This is a genomic window from Plesiocystis pacifica SIR-1 (assembly GCF_000170895.1).
Lineage (GTDB): Bacteria > Myxococcota_A > Polyangia > Nannocystales > Nannocystaceae > Plesiocystis > Plesiocystis pacifica.
The window spans coordinates 1-24420 of record NZ_ABCS01000053.1; the positions used below are offsets into that span (position 1 = coordinate 1).

At 71.2% G+C, this 24420-nt stretch carries 17 protein-coding genes; 6 read left to right on the plus strand and 11 right to left on the minus strand.

What is annotated here, in order from left to right; all coding sequences use genetic code 11:
• The 3 genes from PPSIR1_RS24185 to PPSIR1_RS24195 form a co-directional block, all read right to left on the minus strand.
• Positions 1 to 4866, minus strand: a 4866-nt coding sequence (locus PPSIR1_RS24185; RefSeq protein ID WP_006973797.1) for a hypothetical protein, incomplete at its 3' end; no start/stop codon positions are given.
• A gap of 281 nt (positions 4867 to 5147) precedes the next feature.
• On the minus strand, positions 5148 to 6551 hold the full coding sequence (locus PPSIR1_RS24190; RefSeq protein ID WP_006973798.1) for a glycerophosphodiester phosphodiesterase family protein: 1404 nt from the start codon (positions 6549 to 6551) through the stop codon (positions 5148 to 5150).
• Between the two features lie 154 nt (positions 6552 to 6705).
• Complete coding sequence (locus tag PPSIR1_RS24195; RefSeq protein ID WP_006973799.1) at positions 6706 to 9816, minus strand: protein kinase domain-containing protein; 3111 nt, start codon at positions 9814 to 9816, stop codon at positions 6706 to 6708.
• 227 nt (positions 9817 to 10043) lie between these two features.
• Here PPSIR1_RS24195 and PPSIR1_RS24200 point away from each other — a divergent pair, with 227 nt between their 5' ends.
• Positions 10044 to 10682 carry an RNA polymerase sigma factor gene (locus tag PPSIR1_RS24200; protein WP_006973800.1) on the plus strand — a complete coding sequence of 213 codons (639 nt, stop codon included), beginning with the start codon at positions 10044 to 10046 and terminating at the stop codon, positions 10680 to 10682.
• Between the two features lie 170 nt (positions 10683 to 10852).
• On the opposite strand, the gene PPSIR1_RS24205 is transcribed toward PPSIR1_RS24200, so the two are convergent.
• The 3 genes from PPSIR1_RS24205 to PPSIR1_RS24215 all read right to left on the minus strand — a co-directional run bounded on the left by PPSIR1_RS24205 (position 10853) and on the right by PPSIR1_RS24215 (position 14199).
• On the minus strand, positions 10853 to 11536 hold the full coding sequence (locus tag PPSIR1_RS24205) for an RNA-binding protein (RefSeq protein ID WP_006973801.1): 684 nt from the start codon (positions 11534 to 11536) through the stop codon (positions 10853 to 10855).
• Positions 11537 to 11851: 315 nt separating this feature from the next.
• The gene (locus PPSIR1_RS24210) at positions 11852 to 12172 is read right to left on the minus strand and encodes a hypothetical protein (protein ID WP_045116655.1); all 321 of its coding nucleotides are present in this window, start codon (positions 12170 to 12172) and stop codon (positions 11852 to 11854) included.
• Positions 12076 to 14199: an FG-GAP repeat domain-containing protein gene (locus PPSIR1_RS24215; RefSeq protein ID WP_006973803.1), complete on the minus strand. Its 2124-nt coding sequence runs from the start codon at positions 14197 to 14199 to the stop codon at positions 12076 to 12078. Before PPSIR1_RS24215 ends, PPSIR1_RS24210 begins: the two co-directional genes overlap by 97 nt.
• A gap of 119 nt (positions 14200 to 14318) precedes the next feature.
• Here PPSIR1_RS24215 and PPSIR1_RS24220 point away from each other — a divergent pair, with 119 nt between their 5' ends.
• Complete coding sequence (locus PPSIR1_RS24220; RefSeq protein ID WP_006973804.1) at positions 14319 to 14930, plus strand: DUF924 family protein; 612 nt, start codon at positions 14319 to 14321, stop codon at positions 14928 to 14930.
• On the opposite strand, the gene PPSIR1_RS24225 is transcribed toward PPSIR1_RS24220, so the two are convergent.
• Positions 14927 to 15880 carry an MBL fold metallo-hydrolase gene (locus PPSIR1_RS24225; protein ID WP_053335418.1) on the minus strand — a complete coding sequence of 318 codons (954 nt, stop codon included), beginning with the start codon at positions 15878 to 15880 and terminating at the stop codon, positions 14927 to 14929. The genes PPSIR1_RS24220 and PPSIR1_RS24225 overlap by 4 nt on opposite strands.
• 70 nt (positions 15881 to 15950) lie before the next feature.
• On the opposite strand from PPSIR1_RS24225, the gene PPSIR1_RS24230 reads away from it, so the two are divergent.
• Both PPSIR1_RS24230 and PPSIR1_RS24235 read left to right on the plus strand, forming a co-directional pair.
• Entirely contained in the window at positions 15951 to 16739 is a 789-nt protein-coding gene (locus PPSIR1_RS24230) for an AraC family transcriptional regulator (RefSeq protein WP_006973806.1), read from the plus strand.
• Between the two features lie 74 nt (positions 16740 to 16813).
• On the plus strand, positions 16814 to 17398 hold the full coding sequence (locus PPSIR1_RS24235) for a hypothetical protein (protein WP_006973807.1): 585 nt from the start codon (positions 16814 to 16816) through the stop codon (positions 17396 to 17398).
• A gap of 447 nt (positions 17399 to 17845) precedes the next feature.
• On the opposite strand, the gene PPSIR1_RS24240 is transcribed toward PPSIR1_RS24235, so the two are convergent.
• Positions 17846 to 19576, minus strand: a complete 1731-nt coding sequence (locus PPSIR1_RS24240) for an FAD-binding oxidoreductase (protein ID WP_006973808.1) — start codon at positions 19574 to 19576, stop codon at positions 17846 to 17848.
• Between the two features lie 7 nt (positions 19577 to 19583).
• Positions 19584 to 20003 carry a VOC family protein gene (locus PPSIR1_RS24245; RefSeq protein ID WP_045116662.1) on the minus strand — a complete coding sequence of 140 codons (420 nt, stop codon included), beginning with the start codon at positions 20001 to 20003 and terminating at the stop codon, positions 19584 to 19586.
• Positions 20004 to 20088: 85 nt separating this feature from the next.
• Here PPSIR1_RS24245 and PPSIR1_RS24250 point away from each other — a divergent pair, with 85 nt between their 5' ends.
• Positions 20089 to 21003 carry a LysR family transcriptional regulator gene (locus PPSIR1_RS24250; protein WP_006973810.1) on the plus strand — a complete coding sequence of 305 codons (915 nt, stop codon included), beginning with the start codon at positions 20089 to 20091 and terminating at the stop codon, positions 21001 to 21003.
• A gap of 44 nt (positions 21004 to 21047) precedes the next feature.
• Here PPSIR1_RS24250 and PPSIR1_RS24255 read toward each other — a convergent pair whose 3' ends face one another.
• Positions 21048 to 21335, minus strand: a complete 288-nt coding sequence (locus PPSIR1_RS24255) for a hypothetical protein (protein ID WP_006973811.1) — start codon at positions 21333 to 21335, stop codon at positions 21048 to 21050.
• A gap of 27 nt (positions 21336 to 21362) precedes the next feature.
• On the opposite strand from PPSIR1_RS24255, the gene PPSIR1_RS24260 reads away from it, so the two are divergent.
• The gene (locus PPSIR1_RS24260) at positions 21363 to 23075 is read left to right on the plus strand and encodes an FG-GAP repeat domain-containing protein (RefSeq protein ID WP_006973812.1); all 1713 of its coding nucleotides are present in this window, start codon (positions 21363 to 21365) and stop codon (positions 23073 to 23075) included.
• A gap of 57 nt (positions 23076 to 23132) precedes the next feature.
• Here PPSIR1_RS24260 and PPSIR1_RS24265 read toward each other — a convergent pair whose 3' ends face one another.
• The gene (locus PPSIR1_RS24265; RefSeq protein WP_006973813.1) at positions 23133 to 24350 is read right to left on the minus strand and encodes a hypothetical protein; all 1218 of its coding nucleotides are present in this window, start codon (positions 24348 to 24350) and stop codon (positions 23133 to 23135) included.
• Between the last annotated feature and the right edge of the window lie 70 nt (positions 24351 to 24420).

A 24420-nucleotide genomic window follows, 5' to 3' on the forward strand; every position in this document is an offset into this window, starting at 1 on the left:
CTCCCCCGGGCGCGCGGCCAGGGTGTGCGTGTCCGCCAGCCACACCCCGGGCAGGCCGCTCAGGCGCGCCTCGGGCTGGCCCTCGACGGTCTCGAAGACCTCGAGCTCGCGCAGGGCGTAGGTCGAAAAATAGTCGTCCGAGAGGGTCTCGCGGGCGGTGCCGGTGTGGCTCTCGGCGAAGCTCAGCGAGCCCGCGGGCGCGCCGTTCATGGGCGGGCGGAACTCGAGCACGGGGATCGTATCGATGGCCACCTCGGGCGCGCTCGCCCAGTCCACGGCGGACCCGCTCACGGCCAGACCGCGCAACGCCGCGCGCTCCTTCTCCCCCTCGCCGTTGGTCTCCCGGCGGCTCACGCTGGTCCCGAGCAGCGGGTCCACGAGGGCCAGGCCCTCGACCGCGGGCTGGGCCTCGGGCAGCGCCGGCGCGGGCCCCAGAGCGAAGTCGATGCAGCCCTCGACCTCCCAAAACAGCAGCCTGACCTTGCCGCAGATCTTGCCCTCGAGGGACCAGTCGATGCCCTCCCCGGCCTGCAGCGCCAGCTCGGCGCGCACGCCCACGCCGATGATCAGCAGCATCAGCTCGCCGCCCAGGGCCAGCTTGCCGTACACGTAGACCGGGTCCGTGCCCAGGCCGACGTGGGCCTCGACGAAGGCCGTGAGGTAGAGGTTCGCCGCCTTGCTGCCCCAGGTCAGCTCCGAGCGAAAGCCCATCGCAACCGAGAAGCCGCGCAGGTCCCGGCCCGTGTTGGCCAGGTTGGGGATGCCCTGGCCGTCGATCATCAGGTAGCCCCAGGCGTCGATGAAGTCGAACACCTTGATGGTGATGCGTTTGGTCGCCGGCTTGTCTCGACCCAGGTAGATGTGGAAGTTGCTGGGGTCGGCCAGATCGAAGAACACCTCGGCGGGCACGATGACCTTCAAGACCTTGGGGATCTGGTAGTCGACCTGGAGCTGAATCAAAAAGCGCTTGGCGACGAAGTCCAGGTCGAGGACCGCGAGGATGGTCCCCTGCCCCTGCCCGCCCAGCTTGGGCCGCTTGGTCAGCAAGTTGGCGCGCATGAACAGCAAGATGCGTGGCCCCGGGACCTCGACGAGCAGCACGCCCTTGGCGTTGAAGGCCCGCCCGCCGTCGCCCAGGGTCCCGAGCACCGCGCCCAGGCCCACGGCGAAGCGGTCGGCCCCGTCAAACTTCACCTCCCACTTTTTGAGGCTCTGGACGTTGGCCTTGGGCGCCTCGTGGGCGTACCAGGCGAAGGCGTCGTCGCCTTGCTTGCGCACGAAGTTCATGCCGAACAAGCCGCCGAGGCCGTAGAGGCCCGCGCCGCCCAGGGGGATGGCCGCGGCCCATTCGCCGAACACCGCCGCGTACACGGCGTGGCGGCCCTCGGGGTTCTTTTGGTAGGCGAAGTCCGCCGCCAGGCGCATCTTGGGTTTGAGCCAGGTCAGGTCGACCCCCGCCGAGAAGCCGCTGTCGCCGATCTCGACCAGGCCCGCGCCCTTCATCAGGTCCTTGACGTCGACGGCGACGCGGATCGGCGAGACCGAGAACTTCACCTGCTCGGCGAGGGTCGGCCCGCCCTCGGGGTCGAAGCTGAGCTTGCCCTGGAAGCGGCTGATTTTGAACGCGCCCAGGGCCAGGTTGAGGCGCAGCCCCACGCTCACGCTCAGGGGCGAGCCGATGCCCAGGCGCACGAAGGTCACCGTCAACAGCGAGCCCAGGGGCTCCGGGAGCTTGAACAGGCCCTCGTCGGCGACGTCGACGGCCAGGCCCTTTTTGGGGTCGAAGTCGAAGGCCAGGCCGTGCTCGCCCCCGAACACCAGGCCGACGTCGCGGTAGTTCACCGCGATCGGCTTGGAGGTCTTCATCTTCAGGGGTTTGAAGTCGACCTCGAGCTCGACTTGGTAGTCCGTCGCCGCGCGCACGGCCCAGGTCGTGGGCTCGTCGGGGAGGTGGTCGTAGCGGACCCGCACGCCCTGGAACTGCAGGGTCGGGACCTTCAGGTAGCCGACGGCCTCGAGCAGCGCGACGAGGCCGGCCGCGCCCGCGGCCAGCCCGGCCTGGGCCGCGAAGTTGCTGCCGCCGAGGGCGACCATGGGCGGCAGCACGGCGAACAGCGGGTTGATCCACGGCGCGACCGCGTCCTTGCCCCGGACGAAGCGGCGCAGGCCGTCCTCGTCCCGGGGGTCGGCGACCAGGGCCGCCTCGCCGCGCATCCGACCCGTGGCCGGGTCCTGGGTGAACACCAGGGGGATGCGCGTGAGCCCGTTGGGGTCGGCCATGCCCGGCGTGCTCTCGCCGCCTTGCCCCTCGGGGAGGGCCCGCTTGGCGCCCTCGTGCAGATCGACGACGGCCTCGAGCATGCCGCGGGTGAGCACGTTGCGGTGCAGCTTCAGGTCGACGCGCAGGCGCCGAAACCAGGGGTAGCGGAACATCCCGGGGCCGCGGGGCGGGTCGTGGGTGACCGGGGCCTTGGGCACCTCGACCGGGGTCTTGGCGAGGGCCGCCGAGACGTTCACGTAGGCCACCCGTCGGACCGTCGTGCCGACGACGGGGATGACCTGCGGCGCCACGAGGAAGAAGCTCAGGCCCGTGTTCCCCGGCTCGATGACCGAGCCCAGCGAGATGCTGCGCCCCCCCTCCGCCAGGGTGCCCCCAGGCTGCGCGACCCAGCCTCGGGCGATCAGCCCCGCGCGCACGCCCGCGACCAGGGCGTCGAGGTCCGTCTGCAGCGCGGCCGTGGTCGAGCGAGTCGGGCGCTCGCCGTAGGCCTGGACGCGGATCTTGGGCCGGTGGCGCTCCGCGTGGACGTAGGCCACGATCTTCTCGATCCAAGCCCGCGCCGCCGCGCTGAGCTTGCGCTGCCCGCCCGCGCTCGTGAACATGGCGCGGTAGGTGAGCGGGGCGATGCCGTTGTTGTCGGTGGGGGTGAGCTGCCTGGGTTTGATCTCGAACTCGACCCGAGCGACGTAGGCCTCCGCTTGGGTCGGGACCACCACGGTGTGTTCGTGCCGAGAGGGGCTCGGGGCTTGGACCGAGACCTTGGCGTGCGCCTGCAGGTCGAACACCGAGGTGGTCGGCGGGGCCGGGGTCAGGGCGGTGAGCTTGGCGGTCAGCAGGTCCGGCGCCACGGACAGGTGCAGCTTGGGCCCGGGGACCTCGTCGGGGTACTCGAAGCTCGGCTGCTCCGGGACGCGGACCACCGGGCGCGCGGCGGTGGCGTAGGGGTTCGCCGCGTAGGCCTCGACGGCGTAGACGCGCGAGCGCACCCACTGCCCGGCCGCCCCCGTGTGTTTGTAGAGCAGCTCGAGCTCGTACTGCCCCGCCGCGCTCAGCGTGTGCGTGAATTCCTGGCCCGAGCCCGAGGCGAGCGGGCTGGCCTTGCCCCGCTCGCGCAGCTTCCAGGCCAGCTCGGGCTCGTCGCCGATCGGGCCAAAGACCACGGACCCACGCAGCGCGAGGGGCACCTCGCCGTCGACGAAGCCGGCCACCGCGGGGACGGCCTCCCCCCCGCTGCCGCGCTTGGCCTCGAGGCTGGGCACGGGCAGCGCCGTCTCGGGCTTGCCCTTCGTGTCGAGGTCGACGTGGATCACCCGCTGCGTGCCCGAGGAGACCGGCAGCGCCTCATAGACGTCGAGGACCAGGTGGTGCTCGCCCTCGGGCAGGCTCAGGTCCTTGGTCTCGACGGCGACGCTCGGGTGCACCCCGCCCGCCTGCTTTTGGAACGCGATGTCGCCCGAGGCGACGACCTTCCCACCGACGCGGACCTGATACTTCGCGTTCTTCTTGGCCCCCGCGGCGCGAAAGCCCAGCCGCAAGCGGTTGCTCTCGGGCCCCTGGTGGCGGCTGAAGTAGGCGTCACACGAGGTGGGCGTCGCGACCGGCTGAGCCGGGCGATCTTTCATCATCTCGAGGGTCGGGACGTCCTGGGGCAGGAGCTTGGTCAGCGGCGCCGGCGGGCTCACGTCGTGGGCGACCAGCTTCAGCTCGTCGACCTTCACCCGCCCGTCGTCGAGGGGGTGGTCCTTGGCGAACTCGGCCAGGAAGCGCCCGCTGACCCCGCCCTCGCCGAACACCATGTCCTGGCCGTGCACCGCCAAGCTGGTCTCCGGCGAGCCGATCAGGAACAGCATCAGGGCCTCGTCGACGCTCACCCCCCGCCACTTGGCCCCGTAGCCCGGCTTGCCCATGAGCGCCGCCGTCGAGCGTTTGGTCGACAGGTCGATGGTCAGCCCGCTCAGGCCCATGCCGAAGTGCTCGTTGAACAGCACGTAGCGCGGCTCGAGGCCCAGGGGGATGAGGGCGTCGGCGGCCTCGGCGGGCAGGTCCTCCCAGCTTTGGTTCGTGCTCAGGAAAAAGCGCTTGTCCGAAGCGACCACCAAGGTCGCGTGGGGCAGGCGAATGGTCGGCTTCGCGGCGCCGCCGCTGGGCTCGAGGATGTAGTGCGGCTCGGTCTTCAGCGTCGCCGGCTTGACCTTGGGGTCCGTGATGATCAGCTCGAGGGCGGGCATGCGGACCTGCAGCTCGAAGTCCGTGCTGGCCACGTCGCGCTGGAGGATGGGCGCTTGGTCCGTGCCCGCGCTGCCCTTTTTGCGGGTCACGCCGAGGGTGAAGGGCATGCCGTCCGCGCCGCCCAAAAAGCGCAGGGCCACGGGGCCCAGGGGCAGCTCCAACCAGCTGTCGGGGATCATCGGCGAGACCGTGCCCTCGTAGACGACGCTGCCCTCGCTCCAGTGGGCGTCGAGGGCCGCCACGCCAAACAGGTGCGTGACGTGCTCGAGCCAGGTCGGCACCGTGGCCGCCTCGAGCAAGTCGTCCGAGAGTTCACCGACCAGCTCGGTGAGGGGTGTCAGGTGCCGCTGGGCCATGATCTGCTCCGATGTCCGTCGACCGAGAAGGGGCCCCGCGGCGCGACGGCGCGGCAGGGTTCGTCGGGTGAGTCCGGAGCGCGCGCGGAGGGATCGTCAGCGGCGTCGCTTTTTTTGGTTTTTCTCGGGCCCCATCCCCTGGGCCCATGGCGGAGCGGGGCTCAAACCATGGGCTTCGAGCCAGCGCTCGAGCGCCCCGCGCAGCGCTTCATCCTCGATGCCCGCCTGCGCGGCGCGGGCCAGCTCGAGGGCGCGGGGCGCCGCCCGAGTCGGCGGGGACGCTACAATCCCTTGCAGTTGGCGTAGTAGGTCGTCGTCGCCGGCCAGTCCGAGAACACCCCGAGCACCCCGACGTCCTGGGCGAGGACGTCGAGGAGCTCGTAGGCGTCGCCGTCGCGGTCGATGGCGTCGGTGGTCGTCTGGTAGTACCAGCCGCCGCCCGCGTTGAGCGGTCCCGAGCGCTCGAGGGTCCAGGTGATGATGTCGAGGCCGGCGGCCTTGGCCTCGAGGGCGTAGGCCGAGGGCACGATCTGCGACGCGCCGTCGAGCTCGACGAGGGCGAACATGGGCGGGGCCACGATGTTCACGCCCTCGGCGGCGAGCTCGGGCAGCATGGCCACCGCGGCCTCGTAGCCCACGTCCTCGGCGTAGACCTCGTCGTCGAGGAACACCGCCTGGGCGCCGAACTCGGGGGCCTCGGCCAGCCAGTAGAGCACGTCCTCGAGCTCGAAGGACTGGGCCCAGACGCGCTCGGGCGCGATGCCGGCCGCGACGTACTCGTCGATGAGCTGCTGCGCGTAGGCCTCTTGGGTGTAGTCGCCCTCGTAGGGCATCTCGACCTGCGGGGCCTTGAGCTCGGGGGTGAAGCCGACGCCGAGCTCGTCGAACAAGGCCACGCTCTCGGCGTGGCTCAGCAGCGTGCCGCAGGTGGAGTAGAGGTCGGTGCGCCAGTTCGCCGTGCCCGCGAGGTAGCCCTCGACCGTCGTCGCCGTCGGATCGGCGCCGTCCATCTTGCCGCACAGGCTGTGGAACTCGGCCAGGGTGATGTCGCTGGCGCAGCACATCGCCGAGGCCTCGGTGCCCTGCTCGGGGTCCGCGGGCACGAAGGGCTCGGTGCACTTCGCGGCCAGCTCGGGCACGGCCAGGATGTTGGTGGTCGTGTGCAGGTCGCACTGCGAGTGGCGGCAGACCAGCTCGCGGTCCTTGGTGAAGGTCACGTCGCACTCGAGGACGCCCGCGCCCATGCGCGCGGCGGCCTCGTAGGACTCGCGCGTGTGCTCGGGGAACATCAAGGGCGCGCCGCGGTGGCCAATGGAGAAGTCCGAGGCCGAGACGGGGCGGTCGGCGCAGGCCAGCAGCTCGTCCTTGAGGACGCTGTCGGCCATTTGCTCGACCAAAAAGAGCGGGCGCGGGCCCAGGGTCAGCAGCGAGGCCGGCTCCTCGCCGCCCTCGCTCTCCTCGCCCTCGCCCTCTTCGCTGTCTTCTTCTTCGCCTTGGTCTTCGCCGTGGTCCTCCCCCTGGTCCTCGCCGTGGTCCTCACCATGATCTTCGTCGTGGTGGTCGCAGGCTTCGTCCCCTCCATCGCCCGCGCCATCGCTGGCGTCACAGGCAAACAAAGAGCACAGCGCCGCGGCGGCTGCGAGGGGAACGACGATGGACTTGGAGCGGGGCGCGTGGATGGCCATGGCGCGCGCAAGGTAGGGGCGAGCCGTCACGCCAACATGGCGCGCCCATGCGCGTTGCGAAACGACCTCGGGCGCCCCTCGATGCCTCCGCGCTCCCGTCACACACCGCTCAGCCAACCGTCACACGACGCGGCGGGACCCCACGCCGAGCCCGTCACCGATCGGTTGCGCTCAGGGTGTCGAGCAGCGCGTCGATGCTCGCGCTCGCGTCGAGGTCGCCCGCGCGCAGGTAGATGGCCTGCGCCTCGCTCAAGCGCGCGCGCCCCTGCTCGGCCACCCGTCCGCCCGCGGCCAGCTCCGCCCGGCCCAGATCTTCCAGGCGCCCAGCCAGGACCACGCTGGTCTCGCGCTCGGCCTGGCTCGCTCCTTCGAGGCCGTCCTCGACCATGGCCAGGGCGCGCTCGTGCAGCTCGAGGGCCTCGCGCACGGACTCCGGCCGACCCTCGGCCACGAGCGCCGTGCCCAGGTCCGCGAGGAAGTAGTGCAGGTGCCCCGACTCGGAGCCGAGGGTCGCCTCGGCGAGCTCGAGGGCCCGGCGCTGGTGAATGACGGCCAGGGCGGGGTGTCCGGCCTTGAGCTCGACGCGGCCGAGGATGCCCGTGAAGGTCGCGGTCTCGAGGCGGTGGCCCGTGCGTCGCTCGACGATGGTCAGCGCCCGGCGGATCGTCGCGCGGGCGTCGTCGATGGCCCCCGCGTCGAGCTCGACCCGAGCCAGCGCGCCCAGATCCGCGGCCACGCGCACGTGGTGCTCGCCGAGGCTCTCGGTGTGGATCGCCAGGGCGCGCCCGAGGCTGCGCCGGGCCCCGTCGAGGTCGCCGAGCTCGAGCTCGACCTGGGCGAGCTTGCCGAGGGCGTCGGCGAGGCTGCTGTGCTCGGGCCCGAGCTCGCGCTCGAGCACGTCGACGTTGTGGGCCAGGACGGTCCGGGCGCCCTCGAAGTCGCCGGCGAGGCTGAGCAGCTGCCCCTTGGTCTGGTTGGCCCACAGCACGACCTGGTGCGCCTCTCGGCGGTGGCGCCGGGCCATGGTCGCGGCCTCGGTGGCGTGCTCGAGGCCCGCGTCCGCCTCGCCGAGGATGAGCTCGGTGTGGGCGAGGTGGGTCAGCGCCCGGGCGATGTCGACGTGGCCCTCGCTGCCCCGCTGCAGCCCGCGGCCGCCGTAGGCGACGCGGCTGTGCTCGACGCAGGCCTCGCCGTGCTCTCGGGCGCGCTCGTGCTCCGCCGCGGCGTTGCGGGCCTGGAGCATGGCGCAGTGGTAGTCGGCCCAGGTCCGCGCGTCGCCCCGGCGCTCGAGCTTGGCGGCGATGAGCTCGGACCACGCGAACAACTCCGGCGACGCGGACTCGACCCGCAAGCGCGCGCGGATCCACCGAGTGCCCGCTTCGATGGTCACGCGCTCGTGGCCCGCCGCCTCGGCCTCGAGCATGGCCGCGCGCAAGGTCGCGACGGCGGCGTGGCCCCGGTCGGCCTCGAGCTCCGCGCGCCCGACGAGGGCCCGCGCCTCGGCCGTGAAGGGCGCGAAGTCCAGCTCCTGCGCGCGCGCGAGCAGGTTGCGGGCGCCGTCGAGGGCCGCGATCTCGTCGCCCGCGGCGAGCTGCACCCGGAGCCGCTCGTGCTCGCCGCGCATGGCCGCGACGGCGTCGATCTGCGCGGGCTCGACCGGCGCGGGGTGACGGGCCACGAGGGCCTCGTACTCGGCGCAGCCGTCCGGAGCCGGGAGGGACTCCGCCGCCGCGGCGATCCGATCGAGGCGGGCCGCGACCCGCTCGCCCGCGAACTCACCGGCCTCGCCCGCGGCGAGGATCGTCGCGCCCAGCTCGTCGAGGGCGACGCGGCTCAGCTCGAGGCAGCGCTCGCGCTCGGCGGTCCAGCCAAAGGCCGGCGCGCTCGGGTCCAGGACGACCTCGCAGGCCTCCTGCGCCGCGCTGCCCCAGGCCTCGGCGTGACCGTCGAGGGCCGCCAGAACCCGGGCGCCGAAGGACTCGCGGGCGTACGCTCCCTCGGGCACCCCGGCCTCGGCCGACGCTGCGGCGTCGGCCTTGGTGAGCGCCGCCGCCACGGCGTCGCGCCGCTCGGCGCCCCAGACCGCGCGCAGCGGACCCTCGCTCCGGCTCGCGCGCACGCTGCAGTCCGGGCCGACTTGCGCCGCCTCGGGCTCGGCGAGGGTGAAGCCCACCCCGCCCGCGAGCACGCCGAACAACACCAAGCCCGCGGCCGCCGACAGCCGCTGGCGACGCTGGGCCTGGGGGTCGTTGCGCAGCGCCGCGATCAGCTCGCCCATGGACGGCCAGCGATCCTCGGGGTTCTTGGCCAGGCCGCGCTCGACCACGTCGAGCAGCCAGGCGGGGACGGTGTGGCCCTCGGGCCGGGCCTGGAGCTTGCCGGTGGTCACCGCCATGGTCAGCTCCGAGAGCGACTCGGCGTTGAAGGGGTGCTGCCCGAGCAGGGCCTCGCGCAGGGCCTCGCAGAAGCTGAACTGGTCGCTGCGCCCGTCCGTCGGCGCGCTCAGGAACTGCTCGGGCGACATGTACAGCGGCGTGCCGATGCGCGTGCCCGGATCGGTCAGCGAGTTCGAGGACGAGCCGTGCTGGATGCCGTTGAGGGTCTGGGTGACGTCGACGCCCTCCTCCTCGAGCAGCTCCGTCAGGGCCTCGTCCGCCCCGGCCAGCGAGGGCGCGCTCGCCGAGCCGTCGGCCGTGGCCACGAACTCCTCCCAGCGCACGCCCATGGCCGCCACGCCGAAGTCCGTGACCTTGGCGACGCCGTCGTCCCCGACCAGCACGTTGTCGGGCTTGAAGTCGCGGTGGACCAGGCCGGCCTCGTGGGCCGCGGCCAGGCCCGCGCCCGCCTGACAAAACACGTCGACGATGCGCCGCCAGCCCGGGCGCGTGCGCGTCAGCCACTGGTCGAGGGTCTCCCCGGCCACGTACTCCATGGCCAGGAACAGCTGCCCGTGGTGTACGCCGACCTCGTGGATGTGGACCACGTTGGGGTGGCTGAGCCGGGCCATGGCCTGGGCCTCGATGCGCATCCGCGCCTCGGCCCGCGCGAGGGCCTCGTCGGTGGTCCGGCGCGGGTGCAGCAGCTTGATCGCAACCATCCGGTCGAGATCGGGGTCGCGGGCGAGGTAGACCACGCCCATTCCCCCCACGCCCAGGCGCCGCGCGACCTCGAAGCGCCCGATCACGTGCGTCCGCTGCTGCCCGCCAAACAAGCGCTGGGCGACCTTGTCCAAGATCGCCTGCTGCTGCACCGAATCCATGCCCATCTCGGCACGCAGGGAATCGCTGGCCGAGTTCGGCGTCTGGGAGTCCGAGCTCCACGAGCCCTCGCGCGCGACCCCCGGTCCCCCGCCCGCCCCGCGAGCGACCCGGCCCCGCGAAGGGGCAGGATCCGCGGTCTGACTCACACCCCCGTCTAGTTGGGTGAGCCGGTCCAGGAGGTCGCTGGGTTCGAGTTTGGGCATGGCGGGAGGAAAGGCTAGACTGCGGCCCCATGGCGGAGTCGGAAGATTGGCAGCTCCTGGACCGCTGGCGACAGGGCGATCAGCAAGCCGGCGCGGCGCTGCTCCAGCGCTACTTTGGAATCTTGTCGCGATTCTTCCACAACAAGGTCGCCAACCCCGACGATGTCGCGGACCTCGTGTCCGAGACCATGCTCGCGTGCACGACCGGCAAGGAGCGCATCCGCGAGTCGAGCAGTTTTCGCAGCTTCCTGTTCGCGATCGCCTTCAACCAGCTGCGCCGCTACTACCGCAAACAGCGCAAGCGGGAGCTCGAGCGCGACGACTTCCTGCAGTGCGTCGCCGGTGAATTCGACGAGGCGTCGCCCGCGACCGCCGTCGGCAACAAGCGCGAGACCAGCCTGCTCGTGCAAGGTCTGCGCTCCCTGCCCCTCGAGTACCAGATCATCCTCGAGCTCACGCTCTTCGAGGAGCTCACGGGCCGGGAGATCGGCGAGCTCCTCGACATGCCCACGCCCACGGTCCACACCCGCCTGCGCCGGGGCAAGGCCCGACTCGGCGCCGCCATCGAGGCCCTCGCGGCCAACCCCGAGGAGTACAAGTCCACCGTCACGGACCTCGAGGGCTGGGCCGCGCAGCTGCGCAAGCAGATCGGCACCCCCGTCGGCTGAGTCGGCGGAGCGCGTCACGGCGCGCGGCTGGCAATCCCCCATCAAGTCACCCGGGAGTGACCTGGTCGGCCGATCACATTCGTTCGAAGCACAAAAAGTGTCGGGGCGCCGCTCGCGCGAGTTCTCACGCAGCGCGACGCCCCGGGCTCAGATTGGAGCGGACCGATCCCTCAGGTGGTCTGCAGGTAGAAGCGGTACGCGCTGTTGTCGTGCAGCATCGCCGCGCCGCCGAGGTTCGAGTTCGCCGGGGTCCCCTTCAAGGTCAGCTCACGGATCGAGTTGTGCCCGAAGCTGTACTTCGAGCCGTCCCAGGAGCCCTGGTAAAACTGGGTGTTGCTGCCCAGCTTGAACGCGTAGAAGCGGTACGCGCTGTTGTCGTGCAGCATCATCCAGCGCGACCAGTCGGTGTCGGCGGGGAAGCCCGCGATCTGCATGGTCGGGATCGCCGGAGCCTGCCCGTAGTTGTAGGTCGTGGTCCCCTGGACGTAGAGGAACTGATAGAGGGTGGTGGGGTCGCCGAGGCGGCGCAGGTAGAGGTGGTAGAGGCTCCCGCTGTGCACCATGCTGAAGCTGCTCAGGTCGGCGTCGGCGGGGATGTTGGTCAGGGTCAGCTCCGGGATGGAGTTGTGCCCGTAGGCGTAGGAACTCCCGTTCCACGCGAACTGGTAGAGGGTGTCCCGGGAGCTGCCCTTGAAGCAGTACAGCCGGTAGGCGCTGCCGTCGTGGAGCATGGCCCAGCGGCGAAGGTTGGCGTCGGCGGGGGCGCCGGTGATCGGGATGTTGGGGATGGAGTTGTACCCAAACTCGTAGGTGGTGCTTCCGGGGACGTAGGCGGCCTGATTGACGGAGCTCATCGCGTTTCTCGTTTTTCACTGCGCGGGCCCAATGCCCGCCTCGACAAGCTAGGGGCGCGGACCCGTCCCGCCCATGAGCGCGCGCACACCGCAACACTTTAATAACCACATTTAATCGACACACAATGTAGACTTAATCTGACCATTCACATCGTGTCCGTCATCCCCTCGGGAAACACTTCGATGCTCGAATTCGCGGCATTCCGGCCGACCAGACGTCCAATTGCGCGCGCTGTTCCCAGGCATGAAAAAACGAGGGGGCCTCGGCCCCCTCGTGAGAATATACTGATACTGAAACGGGTTACTACGAGCCGCTCAGCCGATCAGCCCGCAGCCCGCCGGACCCGAGCTCACGTTGTTGTCCGTGCGGCACTCGTGCCAGGGGTGCTCGGGCATGCCGTCGTCGACGACCACCCACAGGTCCTGGTCGCCGTCCTGGATCGCCTCGGGCACCAGCGCGCCGTCGAGGACCACGTCCTCGGCCTCGGCCGGGTAGAGGATCTTGGTCGTCGTCCCCTGCCCCAGCAGGTTCCCGCCGTTCATGGGGTCGCCGTCGTAAAAGCCGACCAGCACGCCGGCCGGCACCGAGGCCTGGCCGATGTTCCGGACCCGGGCGATGGCCTGGTAGCCGTCCATGCAGGGTCGCCGAGATGCCGACGATGAGGGTCCGGCGCCGAAAATTTCCCCCTGCGGCTTGGACGTTCTGGCGGGAAGTTGTTGAGGCCCTCGGTCAGCCAGTTCATGGGCTCTTGGGTGGGGATGGTGCCGTCCTCGTTGACGTTGGTGACGTGGTACTGGTGCTGGTTCCAGATCCGCCGGGTCCGGACCCACAGGCCCAGCTCGTCCCCAAACACGCGCACCCCGGTCTGCTTGGTGCCCTCGCAGGTGATGCTCGAGTAGTCGTTGGACACGACCACGATGTCGGCGTGGCCGTCGTTGTCGACGTCGGCGACGACCGGGAGCTCGCGCAGGGTGCCGGTGGTGTTGCAGGTCTGCCACAGCACGTCGCCGGTGGCGCCGGCGTAGATGCGCAGGTAGACCTGATCGGAGTAGACGACCTCGGCCGCCCCGTCGCCGTCGAAGTCGAACACCGACGAGCCGGTCTGGGCCGAGGAGCAGTCCGTGGTCTGCTGGATCCACAGGAAGGTGTCCACGTCGGGGATCATCGGATCCATGATCTTGGTCCCGTCGATGACCGCGTAGCCGACCCCGCCGGCGATGGCCACGTCGGGGCTGCCGTCGCCGTTGAAGTCGGCGATGGTCGGCGGGCCGCCGCCGTACTGGTTGCCGGCGGACCCAACCGGGCACAGCCCCGGCGAGAGCGGCCCGTTGATGTCGAGGCCGTTGCGGTCGAGGACCAGCTGCTGGCTCTGCTGGTCGTAGTGGTAGATGTGCAGGGCGTGGTTGGCGAAGTCGGCGACCACGACCTCGGGGGTGAAGTCGCCGTCGAGGTCCGCCGCCGCCGTCCAGCTGCCGGTCACCAAGGTCATGCCGATGAGCGTGCCGTCGGCCTCGTAGGCCGCCGCAGGCCCGGCGATCTCGAGGGTGCCATCGTTGTCGAGATCAATGGGCTGGACCGCGCCGGTGTTCGGATAGGTCGCCACCACCTCGCCCGTGAGCCCGTCGACGATGCCGCCGCGCATCACCACCTCGACGTCCCCGTCGTGGTCGAGGTCGGCCAGCGAGGGCATCAGGCAGCCCCCGACGTAGGGCGAGGTCCACAGCTCGGTGCCGTCGGGGTTGAAGGCCCGGACGCCGCCCACGTTGGTGCACGCGAACACCTCCGTGCCCGGCATCCCGCCCACGTCGCCCGCGGCGATCTCGACCCCCGGGTGGATCTGCGGCCCCTGGGAGTTGACGCCCCACTTCTCGACGAGCTCGCCGTCGACGATCGACCACGCGCGCAGGGTCCCGTTGTTGTTGTAGTCGCTGCCCGCGAAGCTCGAGAACACGATGTCCGGGATGTCGCGCTCGTCGACGACGCCGTCGCAGCTGTCGTCGTCGAGCTGGGTGACGATCGGCGACATCATCACGTGGTAGTCGGGGATGTGGTGCTTGAGCTCCGGCGCGAAGCTGGTGTCGGGGTAGTACTCGCACTCGGGCAGGCAGCTCAGGTCGTCCTCGGGCCCGGGCTCGACCCCCGGCGGGCAGTCGGGCGGGCTCGGCAGGCACAGGCCGTTGGCGATGGTCGTGCCCTGGCACTCGTCCATGACCCCGTTGGGGTCGCCGAGGCTGTACTCGCAGTAGTGGTCCTCGGGGCACTCGCTCGCGTCGATGCAGGGCTCGCCCGGGATCACGCACTCCGAGAAGGAGCAGACCTGGCCCTCGGCGCAGCAGGCCCCGGCGCAGACCGAGTCCAGGGCGCAGCACACCCCGTCGACGCAGGCCTCCTCGTCGCTGCACGGCGGGTCGCACTCGCCGGCCGTGTCCGAGCTGCTCGACTCCGTGTCCAGGTCAGTGGTCGTGTCCGAGCTGTCCGTGCCCGCGTCGGTGCTCGACTCCGTCTCGGTGTCGTCGGAGCTGAGGCCCTCGTCGACCTCGTCGCCGTTGGTGTCGGCGCTCCCGCCGGCCGAGTCGCCGCAGCCTCCGAGGGCCACGCACAGCGTCCCGAGGGTCAGCAGGCCCGCGCCGCCCCGATTTCGTCGAGTCCAATCGAATTGCATGCGCGGATGGGACCACGCCAAAGCCCCGCACTCAAGCGCGCTCGGACACGGCGGGATCCGGCGAGCTCCCCCCTCGTCCAGGCTTGCCAGAGTCGTCGCCGCGCTGTCATCGTCTCGCGGTGTCCACAACGAGCGTTCAGCCCTCCGACGTCCTCGAGTTTTGGTTCCCCGATGACCCCATCCAGGCGGACGCGCTGTGGTGGGGGAAAAGCCCCGAGACCGACGAGAGCATCCGCGCCCGCTTTGGCGATGCGCGCGAGCGCGCAAAGGCAGGCGAGCTCGACGCCTGGGCCGAGCAGCCCGCCGGCCGCATGGCGCTGATCATCTTGCTCGACCAGATGTCCCGCAACCTGTTCCGCGGGGACGCCGAGACCTACGCCGCCGACGCCAAGGCCGTCGCCCTGTGCCTCGACGGCCTCGAGCGCGGCCACGACCAGGCCCTGCCCTTCATCCAGCGCCTGTTCTTCTACATGCCCCTCGAGCACGCCGAGGATCTGGGCCAACAAGAGCGCTGCGTCGAGCTCGTGCGCGCCCTCGCCGACGCCGTCCGGGCCGATCCGGGGATCAGCGAGGCCGTGGTCCAGCGCTACGACAACTTCGTAGACTTCGCGGTCCGGCACCGCGACATCGTCGCTCGCTTTGGGCGCTTCCCTCACCGCAACGCCATCTTGGGCCGGGACAGCACCGCCGAAGAGGCCGAGTTCCTGACCCAGCCTGGGAGCTCCTTTTAGTTCCCCGGGCGCAGGGCCGCCTGAACCGCCGGCAGGCCCAGGTTCAAGAACACGGCGTAGCGAAGCTCCGGGTGGGCGGCGACGAGGGCCTCGAAGACCTCGGCGCGCCCGGCCTCGCCTTCGCTGGCCGCCAGTACGCGCTCGCGGACCTCGGCGAGGTAGGCGTCGTTGGCCCGCAAGAGCGCGACGGTCCCCGAGTCGCCGCGCCCCGGGTGCACGCGCGCGGGCGCCATCGCCTCGAGCTCGGCCAGGCGGGTCCGCCAGGCGTCGAGGTGGCCGAGCTCGAGCCACAGGTGCGTGCCCTCGGCGGCCAGGTCCCCGACGAAGAGCTCGCGGCCGCGCTCGTCCCCGCGCTCGAGGCTGAGCACGAGGTGCGCCGCGCCGCAGCCGGGCCCGAGCTCGTGGAGCTCGAGCTGTGCGTCGCCGAGCTCGAAGCGCGCGCCGGCCTCGATGGGCGCGGGCGCGGGGGTCTGGCTCGGCCAATCCGGGGCGTAGCGCGGGCCAAACGCGGCCGTGCGCGCCTCGAACACCTCCGGGATCTCGGCCCCGACCGCCTCCGAGGTCCACACCTCGACGCCCGCCGCCTGCAGCACCGCCGTACCGTTGAACTTGTCGGGGTTGGGGTGGAGCACGAAGGCCCCGCGCACGGGCCCCGCGCCCTCGGCCTCGACGATCTCGAGGAGCTCGGCGGCCGCCGAGGGGAGGAACTGCGCGTCGACCAGGTAGCTGCCCTCGGGGCCGGCGATCACGAAGCTGTTGGTGCGAAAGCCCCAGGGCTTCGAGGTGTAGCGGCCCACCCGGACGCCGGATCGAGGCGCGTCGTCGAGCCAGGTGAAGCGGCCCTCGAGGGCGCGCGACTCGGGCGTTGCCAGAGACTCTACGCCCTGCGAGGACGCGCACGCGCCGAGGACGAGGACGAAGGCGAGGAGCGCGGGGCGAAGCGCAGGCATGGACCCAGTCTCGGTGACGAGGGATTGGCGCGCCTTCAACGCTTTGCCATAAATCTGTTATTTTCCGCCAATGCCCTCGAAGCCCATCGCGCACGTCGACGTCGACCGCGCCCGCGCCCTCGGCTTTGGCATCGACGAGACCTACCGGGGCTTCGTCAGCGACTGGCACAGCCACCGCCGCCACCAGCTCCTCCACGCCGTCGAGGGCAACCTCGAGCTCGAGGACAGCCACGGCCGCTGGCTGCTGCCGGAGGCCCAGGCGGCGTGGATCCCCGCCGGCCAGCGCCACCGGGTCTCCAGCGCCGGCGCCCGCCTCCAGACCCTCTACCTCGCCCCGAGCCTCGTCGCCCAGCCCCCCGCCGAGACGGCCGTGTTCCAGCTCCCCGCCCTGGGCCACGCCCTGCTCGCGCGGGCCCTCGGCTGGCCCCACCACCGCCGCCTCGATCGCCGCGCGCGGGCGCTGTTCGTGTGCGTCGCCGAGGAGTTCGCGGCCTGGTCCCTCGAGCCGGGGCCGTGGCGCCTGCCCCAGCCCCGCAGCCAGGCCCTCGCCGCCGCCATGCGCCACGTCGTCGACAACCTCGAGGACGGGCCGACCCTGGCCGAGGCCGCGCGCCAGGCCGGCGTGTCCGCGCGCAGCCTCGAGCGACGCTTTCGCGCCGAGACCGGCTCCAGCTTCCGCGAGTTTCTGCTCACGGCCCGGATGATCGAGGCCCAGCGCCTGCTCCGAGAGCCCGGGGCCCGGGTGTCGAGCGTGGCCTATCGCCTCGGCTACTCGAGCCCCAGCGCGTTCTCGACGGCCTTCCTGGCCCGGGTGGGCCAGCGACCCAAGGCCCTGCTGCGCCCGCCCGCCAGCCGGTGAGCGGCGGGCGGTCCCAGGACAAGGCCGGGGCAGGCCCGGAGCGGCCCCCGCCGAGCTGCTAAGCTCCGGCCATCATGCGCGCCCTGCCCAAGCTGCTCCTGGCTCTGACCTGCCTGACCCCCGCCCTCGGCCTGACCACGGGCTGCGGCGAGCCCAAGGCCGACATCGCCAACAAGCAGCACTACTCCGGCCACCACCTCAACTTCGACTACCCGGGCAACTGGAAGACGAGCGAGGAGAGCGAGGGCCTCGGCGGCACCTTGACGATGACGATGATCTACGTCGAGGCCAAGGGCGGCAACGCGATGGTCATCGTCCAGCACTTCAACGAGGGCCTCGAGGTCGACTACGACGAGCTCGTGTCCGAGTTCGTCAACGGCATGCGCGAGGCCATGCCCGGCATCGTCAACATCCAGGAGCTCGACGGGGGCCAGCGCGAGCCCATCGAGCGCGAGATCGACGGCAAGACCCGCGAGGGCCGGCGGATCCGCTACGCCCCCGAGATCTTCGGCGAGTCCGTGCCGCACACCGTCGAGGCCTACTTCATGGAGTTCGAGGGCGAGATGGTGATCCTCTACACCCAGGTCCCGGACGAGGACCGCAGCAAGGCCGAGCCGGGCTTCAACCTGATCCTCGACTCGCTCACCCTGGGCGAGTAGGCCTCAGACGCAGTAGGGGTCCCGTTGGCCCTCGTGTCAGAGACTGTGGATGATTCACAGTCTCTGTCGATTTTGGCCGTCGTGGACGACGCCACGCCCTCCCTGCCCCACGTCCACGACTCAGAGGGTCGGCCAAAACGAGTTTGGCCAACCCTCTGTCTACTTTAGCCGTCGTGGACGACGCCACGCCCTCCCTGCCCCACGTCCACGACTCAGGGACTGTGAAGTTTTCACAGTCCCCGTCTGCTTTAGCCGTCGTGGACGACGCCACGCCCTCCCTGCCCCACGTCCACGACTCAGCGATTGTCAACGAATCCACGCCCCCGCTCGCGGGGGCGACCACCAGCCTTCTCGAAGGTACGAACTCCATTGCCCACCAAGCCAAAGAGGAGGAGCGGAGCGACGCAGCGTCCCCGGTCCCAGGTGGCTGTGGGGGCAAAACAGAACTCAGCCGCCGAAGCTCTCCCAGTGAATCCGGCGCTCGTCCACGCCCAGCGCCCCGAGGGTCGCCCGGGCGTCAGACATGAAGGCCACGGGGCCGCACAGGTAGACCTCGGCCTCGGCCAGTGCCAGGGCTTGGGGCATGCGCTGGCGCAGTTCGCCCGCGATGTCCGTGAGCAGCGCTCGCAAGCCCGGCCCGCTCGCAAGCCCGTGCAGGTCGTAGCGGCCGGCGTCCGCCGAGCGCGGCCGGCTGTAGACCCAGCGCAGCCACGCCGCCTGGCCACGCGCGGCGGCGCGCTCGATGCAGGCCTCGACCTCGCCGCGCAAGGGATGGTGCGCTCCGTCGCGGACGCCGTGGACGAAGATCACCGGGGGCGCCGCCCCGGGGCGAGCCGCGGTCAGGGTGTGCAGCATCGCGACCAGAGGCGTGACCCCGACGCCCGCGCCGAGCAGCACCACGGGTCGCGCGGCTCGGCTCGGGCGCAGGACGAAGTCACCGGCGGGCTGGCGCGCCGCGAGCATCTCGCCCACGCGCAGCTGATCGTGGATCAGCGTCGAGGCCCGCCCCTTGGGCTCGCGCTTGACGGTGATGCGATAGCGCGAGTCTGTCGGCGCGCCCGAGAGCGAGTAGGTCCGACGCAGCAGCTCGCCGCCTTCGCCCAGGAGCTCGATGGGCAGGTGCTGCCCGGCGAGGAAGCCCGGCAAGGGGCCGCCGTCCCGGGCCGCGAGCCACAAGCTGGTCACGTCCGCGCTCTCGCGCACGCGCTCGACCACCCGCAAGTCCCGGACGGAGCCGGCCTGCTCGGTCCAGCGCAGGCCCACGCCGCCGCGCAGCTCGACCGCGGCCTCGACCTCGATGGTCACCAGGCGCCGGGCCCCGGGGACGCGGGCGAGAGCGGGCGAGTCCCAGTCGATGCTGGCGCGGCCGCTGAGCTGGAGCGCCCGGCCAGTGGCGAAGTCGATGAACAGCAGGCCGACGCGGGGGTCGACGAGCAGGTTGCCGATGGTGTTGAAGTGCTTGTTGCCGGCGTAGTCGGGGAAGCGCAGGCGCTGGGGGCCGAGCACCTCGACGAAGCCCGGCTCGCCGCCGCGGTGGGAGGCGTCCATACCGTGGCGGGGCGCGTGCGGGTCGTCACCGCCCTCTCCCCCCCCCTCACCGGAGTAGCCGCTGGCGATGAAGAAGGTGTCGGCGCTCGCGATCCAGCGCTGCTGGGCGGAGCTCAGGGCCTCCCCGCGCGCGGGCTCGAGGGTGGCGTCGGCAGGCTCGGTCCACTGCCACTGCCGCTCGCGGATGTACTGCGGGCAGTTTCCGAAGCTCTGCCCGACCTCGAGGCGCAGGCCCTGCTCGGCGCTTCGTCCCCGGAGCACGCGGCCGTTGACCCGGTTGCGCCGGCGCGAGTGAAACTCGATGCCGAGCAGGCCCAGCGCCTGGCCGACGGCCGAGGGCCCCGAGAGCGCCCCCGTCAGCGCGTCGCCCTTGGCCAGGCGAAAGTCGAGCTCGAGGTGGCGCGGATCCGGGGCGTGGGTGAAGCCCTCGGGGCCCGTGAGCAGCGAGGCCCACACGCGCCCCCCTTCGTCCCGGGCTGCAGCCACCAAAAAGGGCAGCTGGGCGAAGAAGCGCCGGTGCTGCTCGGGCATGAAGGGCCGGACGACCTTGCGCGCCCACGCCTCCACGCCCTGCACGCCCATGCGCGCCTGGGCTTCGTGCTCGCCGCGGTGAAAGGGAGACTCGTCCATGGCTTCGTCACTCCGGCAGGGCGATCAGCTCCATGCGCACCCCGCCCGGGATGGTGCACATCATGTGGCGGATCGGCGTGCCCCCCAGCGCCTCGGGCTCGAACTCGATGCTCACGTCGTCCCGGGCCCCGAGCTCCCGCGCGAGCTCGGCCAGGGCCGCCTCGTTGGCCACGCGCAGGGCGAAGTGGTGCAGGCCCACGTTGGACCGGCGGTCAAAGTCGACCACGGCCTCGGCCTCGACCTGCACCTGCCATAGCGTCAGCATGACCGTCCCGTCCGAGACGAACACCGCCGGATAGTCGGGCACCTCGCCGACCTGCGAGAAGCCGAGGGCGTCGACGAAGAAGGCCCGAGTGGCCGCGATGTCGGGCACGGTCAGGCCGGTGTGGTGGATGCCGAGGGTGCGGGGCGCTGCGGATGCGGTCATGACGTCCAAGCTGATTCATTCGACGAGAAAGATAAATGCTAGGACTTTCAGAAGATTGCTACGAAAAACGTAGTAATCTGGACGCGTGGACAAGCTCGCCGCCATGCACACCTTCGTCGAGATCGTCGACGCCGGGAGCCTCACCGCCGCCGCCGGGAGCCTCGGCTGCTCCCAGCCCACCGTCGTCCGCACCCTCGCCAAGCTCGAGCGCAGCCTCGGCGCGACCTTGCTGCGCCGGACCACGCGGCGCATGTCGCTGACCAACGAGGGCCGGGTCTACCTCGACGACTGCCGGCGCATCCTCGCCGACGTCGCCGCGGCCGAGGCCCTGGTCAGCACGACCGGCGCCGACGCCCGCGAGCCCCAGGGCGAGCTGCGGCTGACGGCGCCCGTGCTCTTTGGTCAGCGCCACGTGTGCCCGGCGGTGCTCGCCTTCCTCGAGCGCCACGCCAAGGTCCAGGTCGACATGCTGCTCCTCGATCGCGTCGTCGACCTGGTCGACGAGGGCATCGATCTGGCCGTGCGCATCGGCAAGCTCGCGGACTCCTCGATGATCGCCCGACGCGTGGGCAGCATGCGGCGGGTGGTGTGCGCGAGCCCGGCCCTGCTCGCGCGCTGCGGCGGCGCCCCCGGGCACCCCAAGGCCCTGCGCGCCCTCCCCTGCGTCCGCTTTCGCGGGGCGCGGAGCTGGGCCTTCGCCGACGGCCTCCAGATCCGCGTCGACGGCCGGCTGCTCGTCAACCAGGCCGCCGCCGCGGTCCAGGCCTGCGAGCAGGGCATCGGCTTCGCCGCCTTCTTGGCCTACCAGGTCGCCGACTCCGTCGCCGCGGGTCGCCTCGAGGTCGTGCTCGAGGACCACGAGCCCCCAGCCTTTCCGGTGAGCCTGGTCTACGCCGACCCGCGCCTGCTGACCCCGCGCCTGCGCGCCATCCTCGACTGGCTCGCGGAGGCGCTGAGCGCCCGCGACGCCCAGGGCTGGCTCACTCCCGTTCTATTTTAGCCGTCGTGGACGACGCCACGCCCTCCCTGCCCCACGTCCACGACTCAATCCCGGTAGCGCGCCGGCATCCGCAGCCCGAGGAGGCCGACGCAAGCCGAAGCGCCGCCGGCGATGACCAGCATGGTGGTCACGTTCTGGCCCTCGGCGACGGAGTAGACCACCGCGTAAGGCACGAGCATCGCCAGGTTGAGCACCCCCAGCACGCGAGAGATGGCCGCGCTGCGCGAGCGGCCTTCGGTGGCCACGACGTGGATCGCCGTCCCCAGTCCGGCCAACATGACCAGCACGGCCAGGGGGAGGGCGAGGAGGATGATCGAGGCGAGCTTGGCCACGGCGCGGGCACGCTACCATCCCAGACCATGGACTGCGCCGACCTCCGCCCTGCCCTTCGCCTGCTCTCGCCCCTCGTGATTCTGGCCCTGGTCGGCGCCTGCGCCGACGACACACCGAGCGAGGGCGGCGCGGACGAGGTCGGCAGCGAGTCGACCAGCGCCGACGAATCCAGCGAGGACAGCGAATCCGGCGAGTCGGCGAGCGAGGCCAGCGAGTCCAGCAGCGCCGAGGACACGAGCACGGGCACCTCGGAGTCGAGCAGCGAGGACAGCGAGTCGACGAGCGACGAGGGCACGATCTTCGACGTCGGCGCCCAGCCGGATTTGCGCGACCCGGGCGAGATCTGCACCGTCCCCGACGAGGAGCTCGACGCCCTGCCGCCCTGCGAAGAGGCCGCGGCCGCCGACAGCTTCGACCCCGTGGTCCAGTGGGACTGGAGCGGCGAGGGCCTGCACGTCAACGCGATCACCACGCCCTTGGTCGCCAACCTCACCGACGACAACGACGACGGCGCCGTCGACCTGTGCGACGTCCCGGACATCGTGGTCATGACCCACGACGGCCTCAACAACGCCCCCGAGCGCCTGTGGGTGTTCGACGGGGCCACGGGCGAGATCCACTGGGACCTCGACGCGGGCCTGCGCTTTTCCCAGGTCCCGGCGATCGGCGACGTCGACGACGACGGCCTGCCCGAGATCGTCGCGGTCACGGCCGCCGGCCAGCTGCAGATCATCTCCAACGAGGGCGCGGTCCAGTCCACCGCCAATCCCGGCTGGCTCAGCTCCTTCGCCCCAGCCCTGGGCCTGGCCGACTTCGACAACGACGGCGACGCCGAGATCTACGCGGGCGGGGGCGTCCTCGACCACACCGGCGCGACCGTGTTCCACGTCGCCAACGAGGGCCTGGTCTTCTATCACACCAGCGCCGCGGCCGACCTCGACGGCGACGGCGACCTCGAGCTGATCGTCGGGCGCAACGCCTACCACCACGACGGCAGCAGCTACTACAGCCACCCGCAGCTCGTCCCCGGCCACGCCGCCGTCGGCGACCTCGACGACGACGGCCTGCCCGAGGTGCTGGTGTCGGGGGCCCAGGGCGTCAGCCTGATCGAGCACGACGGGACCTTGACCCTCGCCCAGCAGACCCCGAGCGGTGACCCGCCGGTGAGCAACAACTGGTGGCGGCCCACGGCCATCCACGACTTCACGGCCAACGGCGAGGCCGAGTTCGCGATCAGCTCGGCCAACAACTACAACGTCATCCGCGGCGACTTCAGCCTGGTCTGGTCCGCGCCCGTGGCCGACCTGACCGGCATCGCCGCGGGCACCGCGTTCGACTTCCTGGGGGACGGCAGCGCCGAGGCCATCTACGGCGACGAGGACTTTCTGTTCGTATTCGACGACAGCGGCGACGCCATCTTCCAGGTCCCCCGGGCCAGCCGCACGACCACCGAGTACCCCGTGGTCGCCGACGTCGACAACGACGGCTCGGCCGAGATCGTGGTCGTGTCCGAGAGCGAGCTGCCCGGCGGCGCGGCCACGGTCCAGGTCATCGGCGACGCCGAGGATCGCTGGGTCCCCGCGCGGCGGATCTGGAATCAGCACGGCTACCACGTGACCAACGTCCGCGAGGACGGGACCTTGCCGCAGTTCGAGCCGCCGGCCTGGGAGGCCCAGAACACCTACCGGACCCAGGCCCAGGCCGAGGACGGCGTGTGCCTGCCCGAGCCCCAGGGCTGAGCGAGACGCCCGCCTCCAGCATCGCGGAGGCGGGCGCGGGCTTGCGAAGGGTCTCGCTCAGTCCCAGCAGTTGCCGACGGAGCAGCTGCCGATGCACCAGCTGTGCGGGTTGGCCGTGGGCCCGGCGCTCATCGAGATGCTCTTTTGCGTGTCGGTGCAGAAGATCCCGAAGTCCCCGTTCCCGGCGTTGCCCGTGATCGAGTACCGGGTCGTCTTGTAGGTCGAGCCCGACGCGCCGATGCCGTTGTCCCACAGGTTGTAGGCGACCAGGTCGATGGCCGTGACCCGCTTGGGCAGGTGCCCCGAGCCGAGGATGACCACGCCGAGGTAGTAGCCGCTCTCCAGCCCGGTGTAGTCCCAGTCGTCGGCGCCGTACTCCATGTGGATGTTGACGTTGCCGTTGTTGTGGCAGTTGTAGGTCAGGCTGCGGATGCGATGGCCGCCGGCCTGCATGCTCGGGTTGCCGGCGGTCCGGCTGCGCATGCCGAAGGCCTCGAGGGAGCCGTAGACCAGGGCGTTGTCCGTGAGCGCGGGGATGCACATGTTCTCGGACTGGCCCAGGGGGTAGTCGCAGCCGTCGGACTCCCCGTCGCCGCAGTAGAGGTAGCTCTTGTTGGTGGTCCGAAAGCCCAGGTGCTGGCCGCAGGTCGAGGTGGGCGTGTAGCCGTTGCCGTAGACGTTGCGCGCCGTGTTGGTCTGGCTGGTCGTGCAGGTGCCCACGGCGTGGGTCTGGAGCTCCCCGGCGCCCGCCTCGAAGGCGAGCTGCATCTTGTCTTCGACCTCCTCGCGCAGGGCCTCGACGCGGACCGAGTCGGCGAGCAGCTCCCGGTCGCTCACGCTCGCGCGCTCGAGCAGCAGCGGGGGCACGAGCGTGGGCTCGTCGGCGATCGCCACCCAGGCCTCGACGGCCGACAGGCCCTCGGCGGTGTCCATGTCGATGATCGGCTGGTCCGCATCGGTGCCCGAGATGAACAGGAAGACGTCCTCGCCGCTGTCCTCGGGCGCGCGCCACTCGACGGAGGCCGTGCCCCGCTCGACGCGGGCGAGCAGCGGCGGGAGGTCACGCACGCCCTCCTCCGACTCGGAGGGCGCCTCGCTGGGCTCGAGCCAGCCGTCCTCGGGCGCCGCCTCGGCGGCCTCTTCGGGCTGCCCGAGGTCGGCGAACTCGTCTTCGCCGGGCTCCTCCAGATCACAGGCCGTAGAGGCCGTAAACGCCACGCAGGTCAGCAGCAGGGGGGCGACGGCGATGATTCGGGTGCGGGGTGTGTTGGTCATCGCCGGGGTATTACCGGCGCCCCCGGGCATGGATTAACTGACGCCAAAAAAAGTCGCGGAACCCTCGGAT

What these genes read in the sequence shown, in the direction of transcription:
- PPSIR1_RS24190 (WP_006973798.1), bottom strand. Translation starts at nt 6,551, where the DNA reads ATGGCCATCCACGCGCCCCGCTCCAAGTCCATCGTCGTTCCCCTCGCA.
- PPSIR1_RS24195 (WP_006973799.1), bottom strand. Translation starts at nt 9,816, where the DNA reads ATGGGCATGGATTCGGTGCAGCAGCAGGCGATCTTGGACAAGGTCGCC.
- PPSIR1_RS24200 (WP_006973800.1), top strand. Translation starts at nt 10,044, where the DNA reads ATGGCGGAGTCGGAAGATTGGCAGCTCCTGGACCGCTGGCGACAGGGC.
- PPSIR1_RS24205 (WP_006973801.1), bottom strand. Translation starts at nt 11,536, where the DNA reads ATGAGCTCCGTCAATCAGGCCGCCTACGTCCCCGGAAGCACCACCTAC.
- PPSIR1_RS24210 (WP_045116655.1), bottom strand. Translation starts at nt 12,172, where the DNA reads ATGGACGGCTACCAGGCCATCGCCCGGGTCCGGAACATCGGCCAGGCC.
- PPSIR1_RS24215 (WP_006973803.1), bottom strand. Translation starts at nt 14,199, where the DNA reads ATGCAATTCGATTGGACTCGACGAAATCGGGGCGGCGCGGGCCTGCTG.
- PPSIR1_RS24225 (WP_053335418.1), bottom strand. Translation starts at nt 15,880, where the DNA reads ATGCCTGCGCTTCGCCCCGCGCTCCTCGCCTTCGTCCTCGTCCTCGGC.
- PPSIR1_RS24230 (WP_006973806.1), top strand. Translation starts at nt 15,951, where the DNA reads ATGCCCTCGAAGCCCATCGCGCACGTCGACGTCGACCGCGCCCGCGCC.
- PPSIR1_RS24235 (WP_006973807.1), top strand. Translation starts at nt 16,814, where the DNA reads ATGCGCGCCCTGCCCAAGCTGCTCCTGGCTCTGACCTGCCTGACCCCC.
- PPSIR1_RS24240 (WP_006973808.1), bottom strand. Translation starts at nt 19,576, where the DNA reads ATGGACGAGTCTCCCTTTCACCGCGGCGAGCACGAAGCCCAGGCGCGC.
- PPSIR1_RS24245 (WP_045116662.1), bottom strand. Translation starts at nt 20,003, where the DNA reads ATGACCGCATCCGCAGCGCCCCGCACCCTCGGCATCCACCACACCGGC.
- PPSIR1_RS24260 (WP_006973812.1), top strand. Translation starts at nt 21,363, where the DNA reads ATGGACTGCGCCGACCTCCGCCCTGCCCTTCGCCTGCTCTCGCCCCTC.
- PPSIR1_RS24265 (WP_006973813.1), bottom strand. Translation starts at nt 24,350, where the DNA reads ATGACCAACACACCCCGCACCCGAATCATCGCCGTCGCCCCCCTGCTG.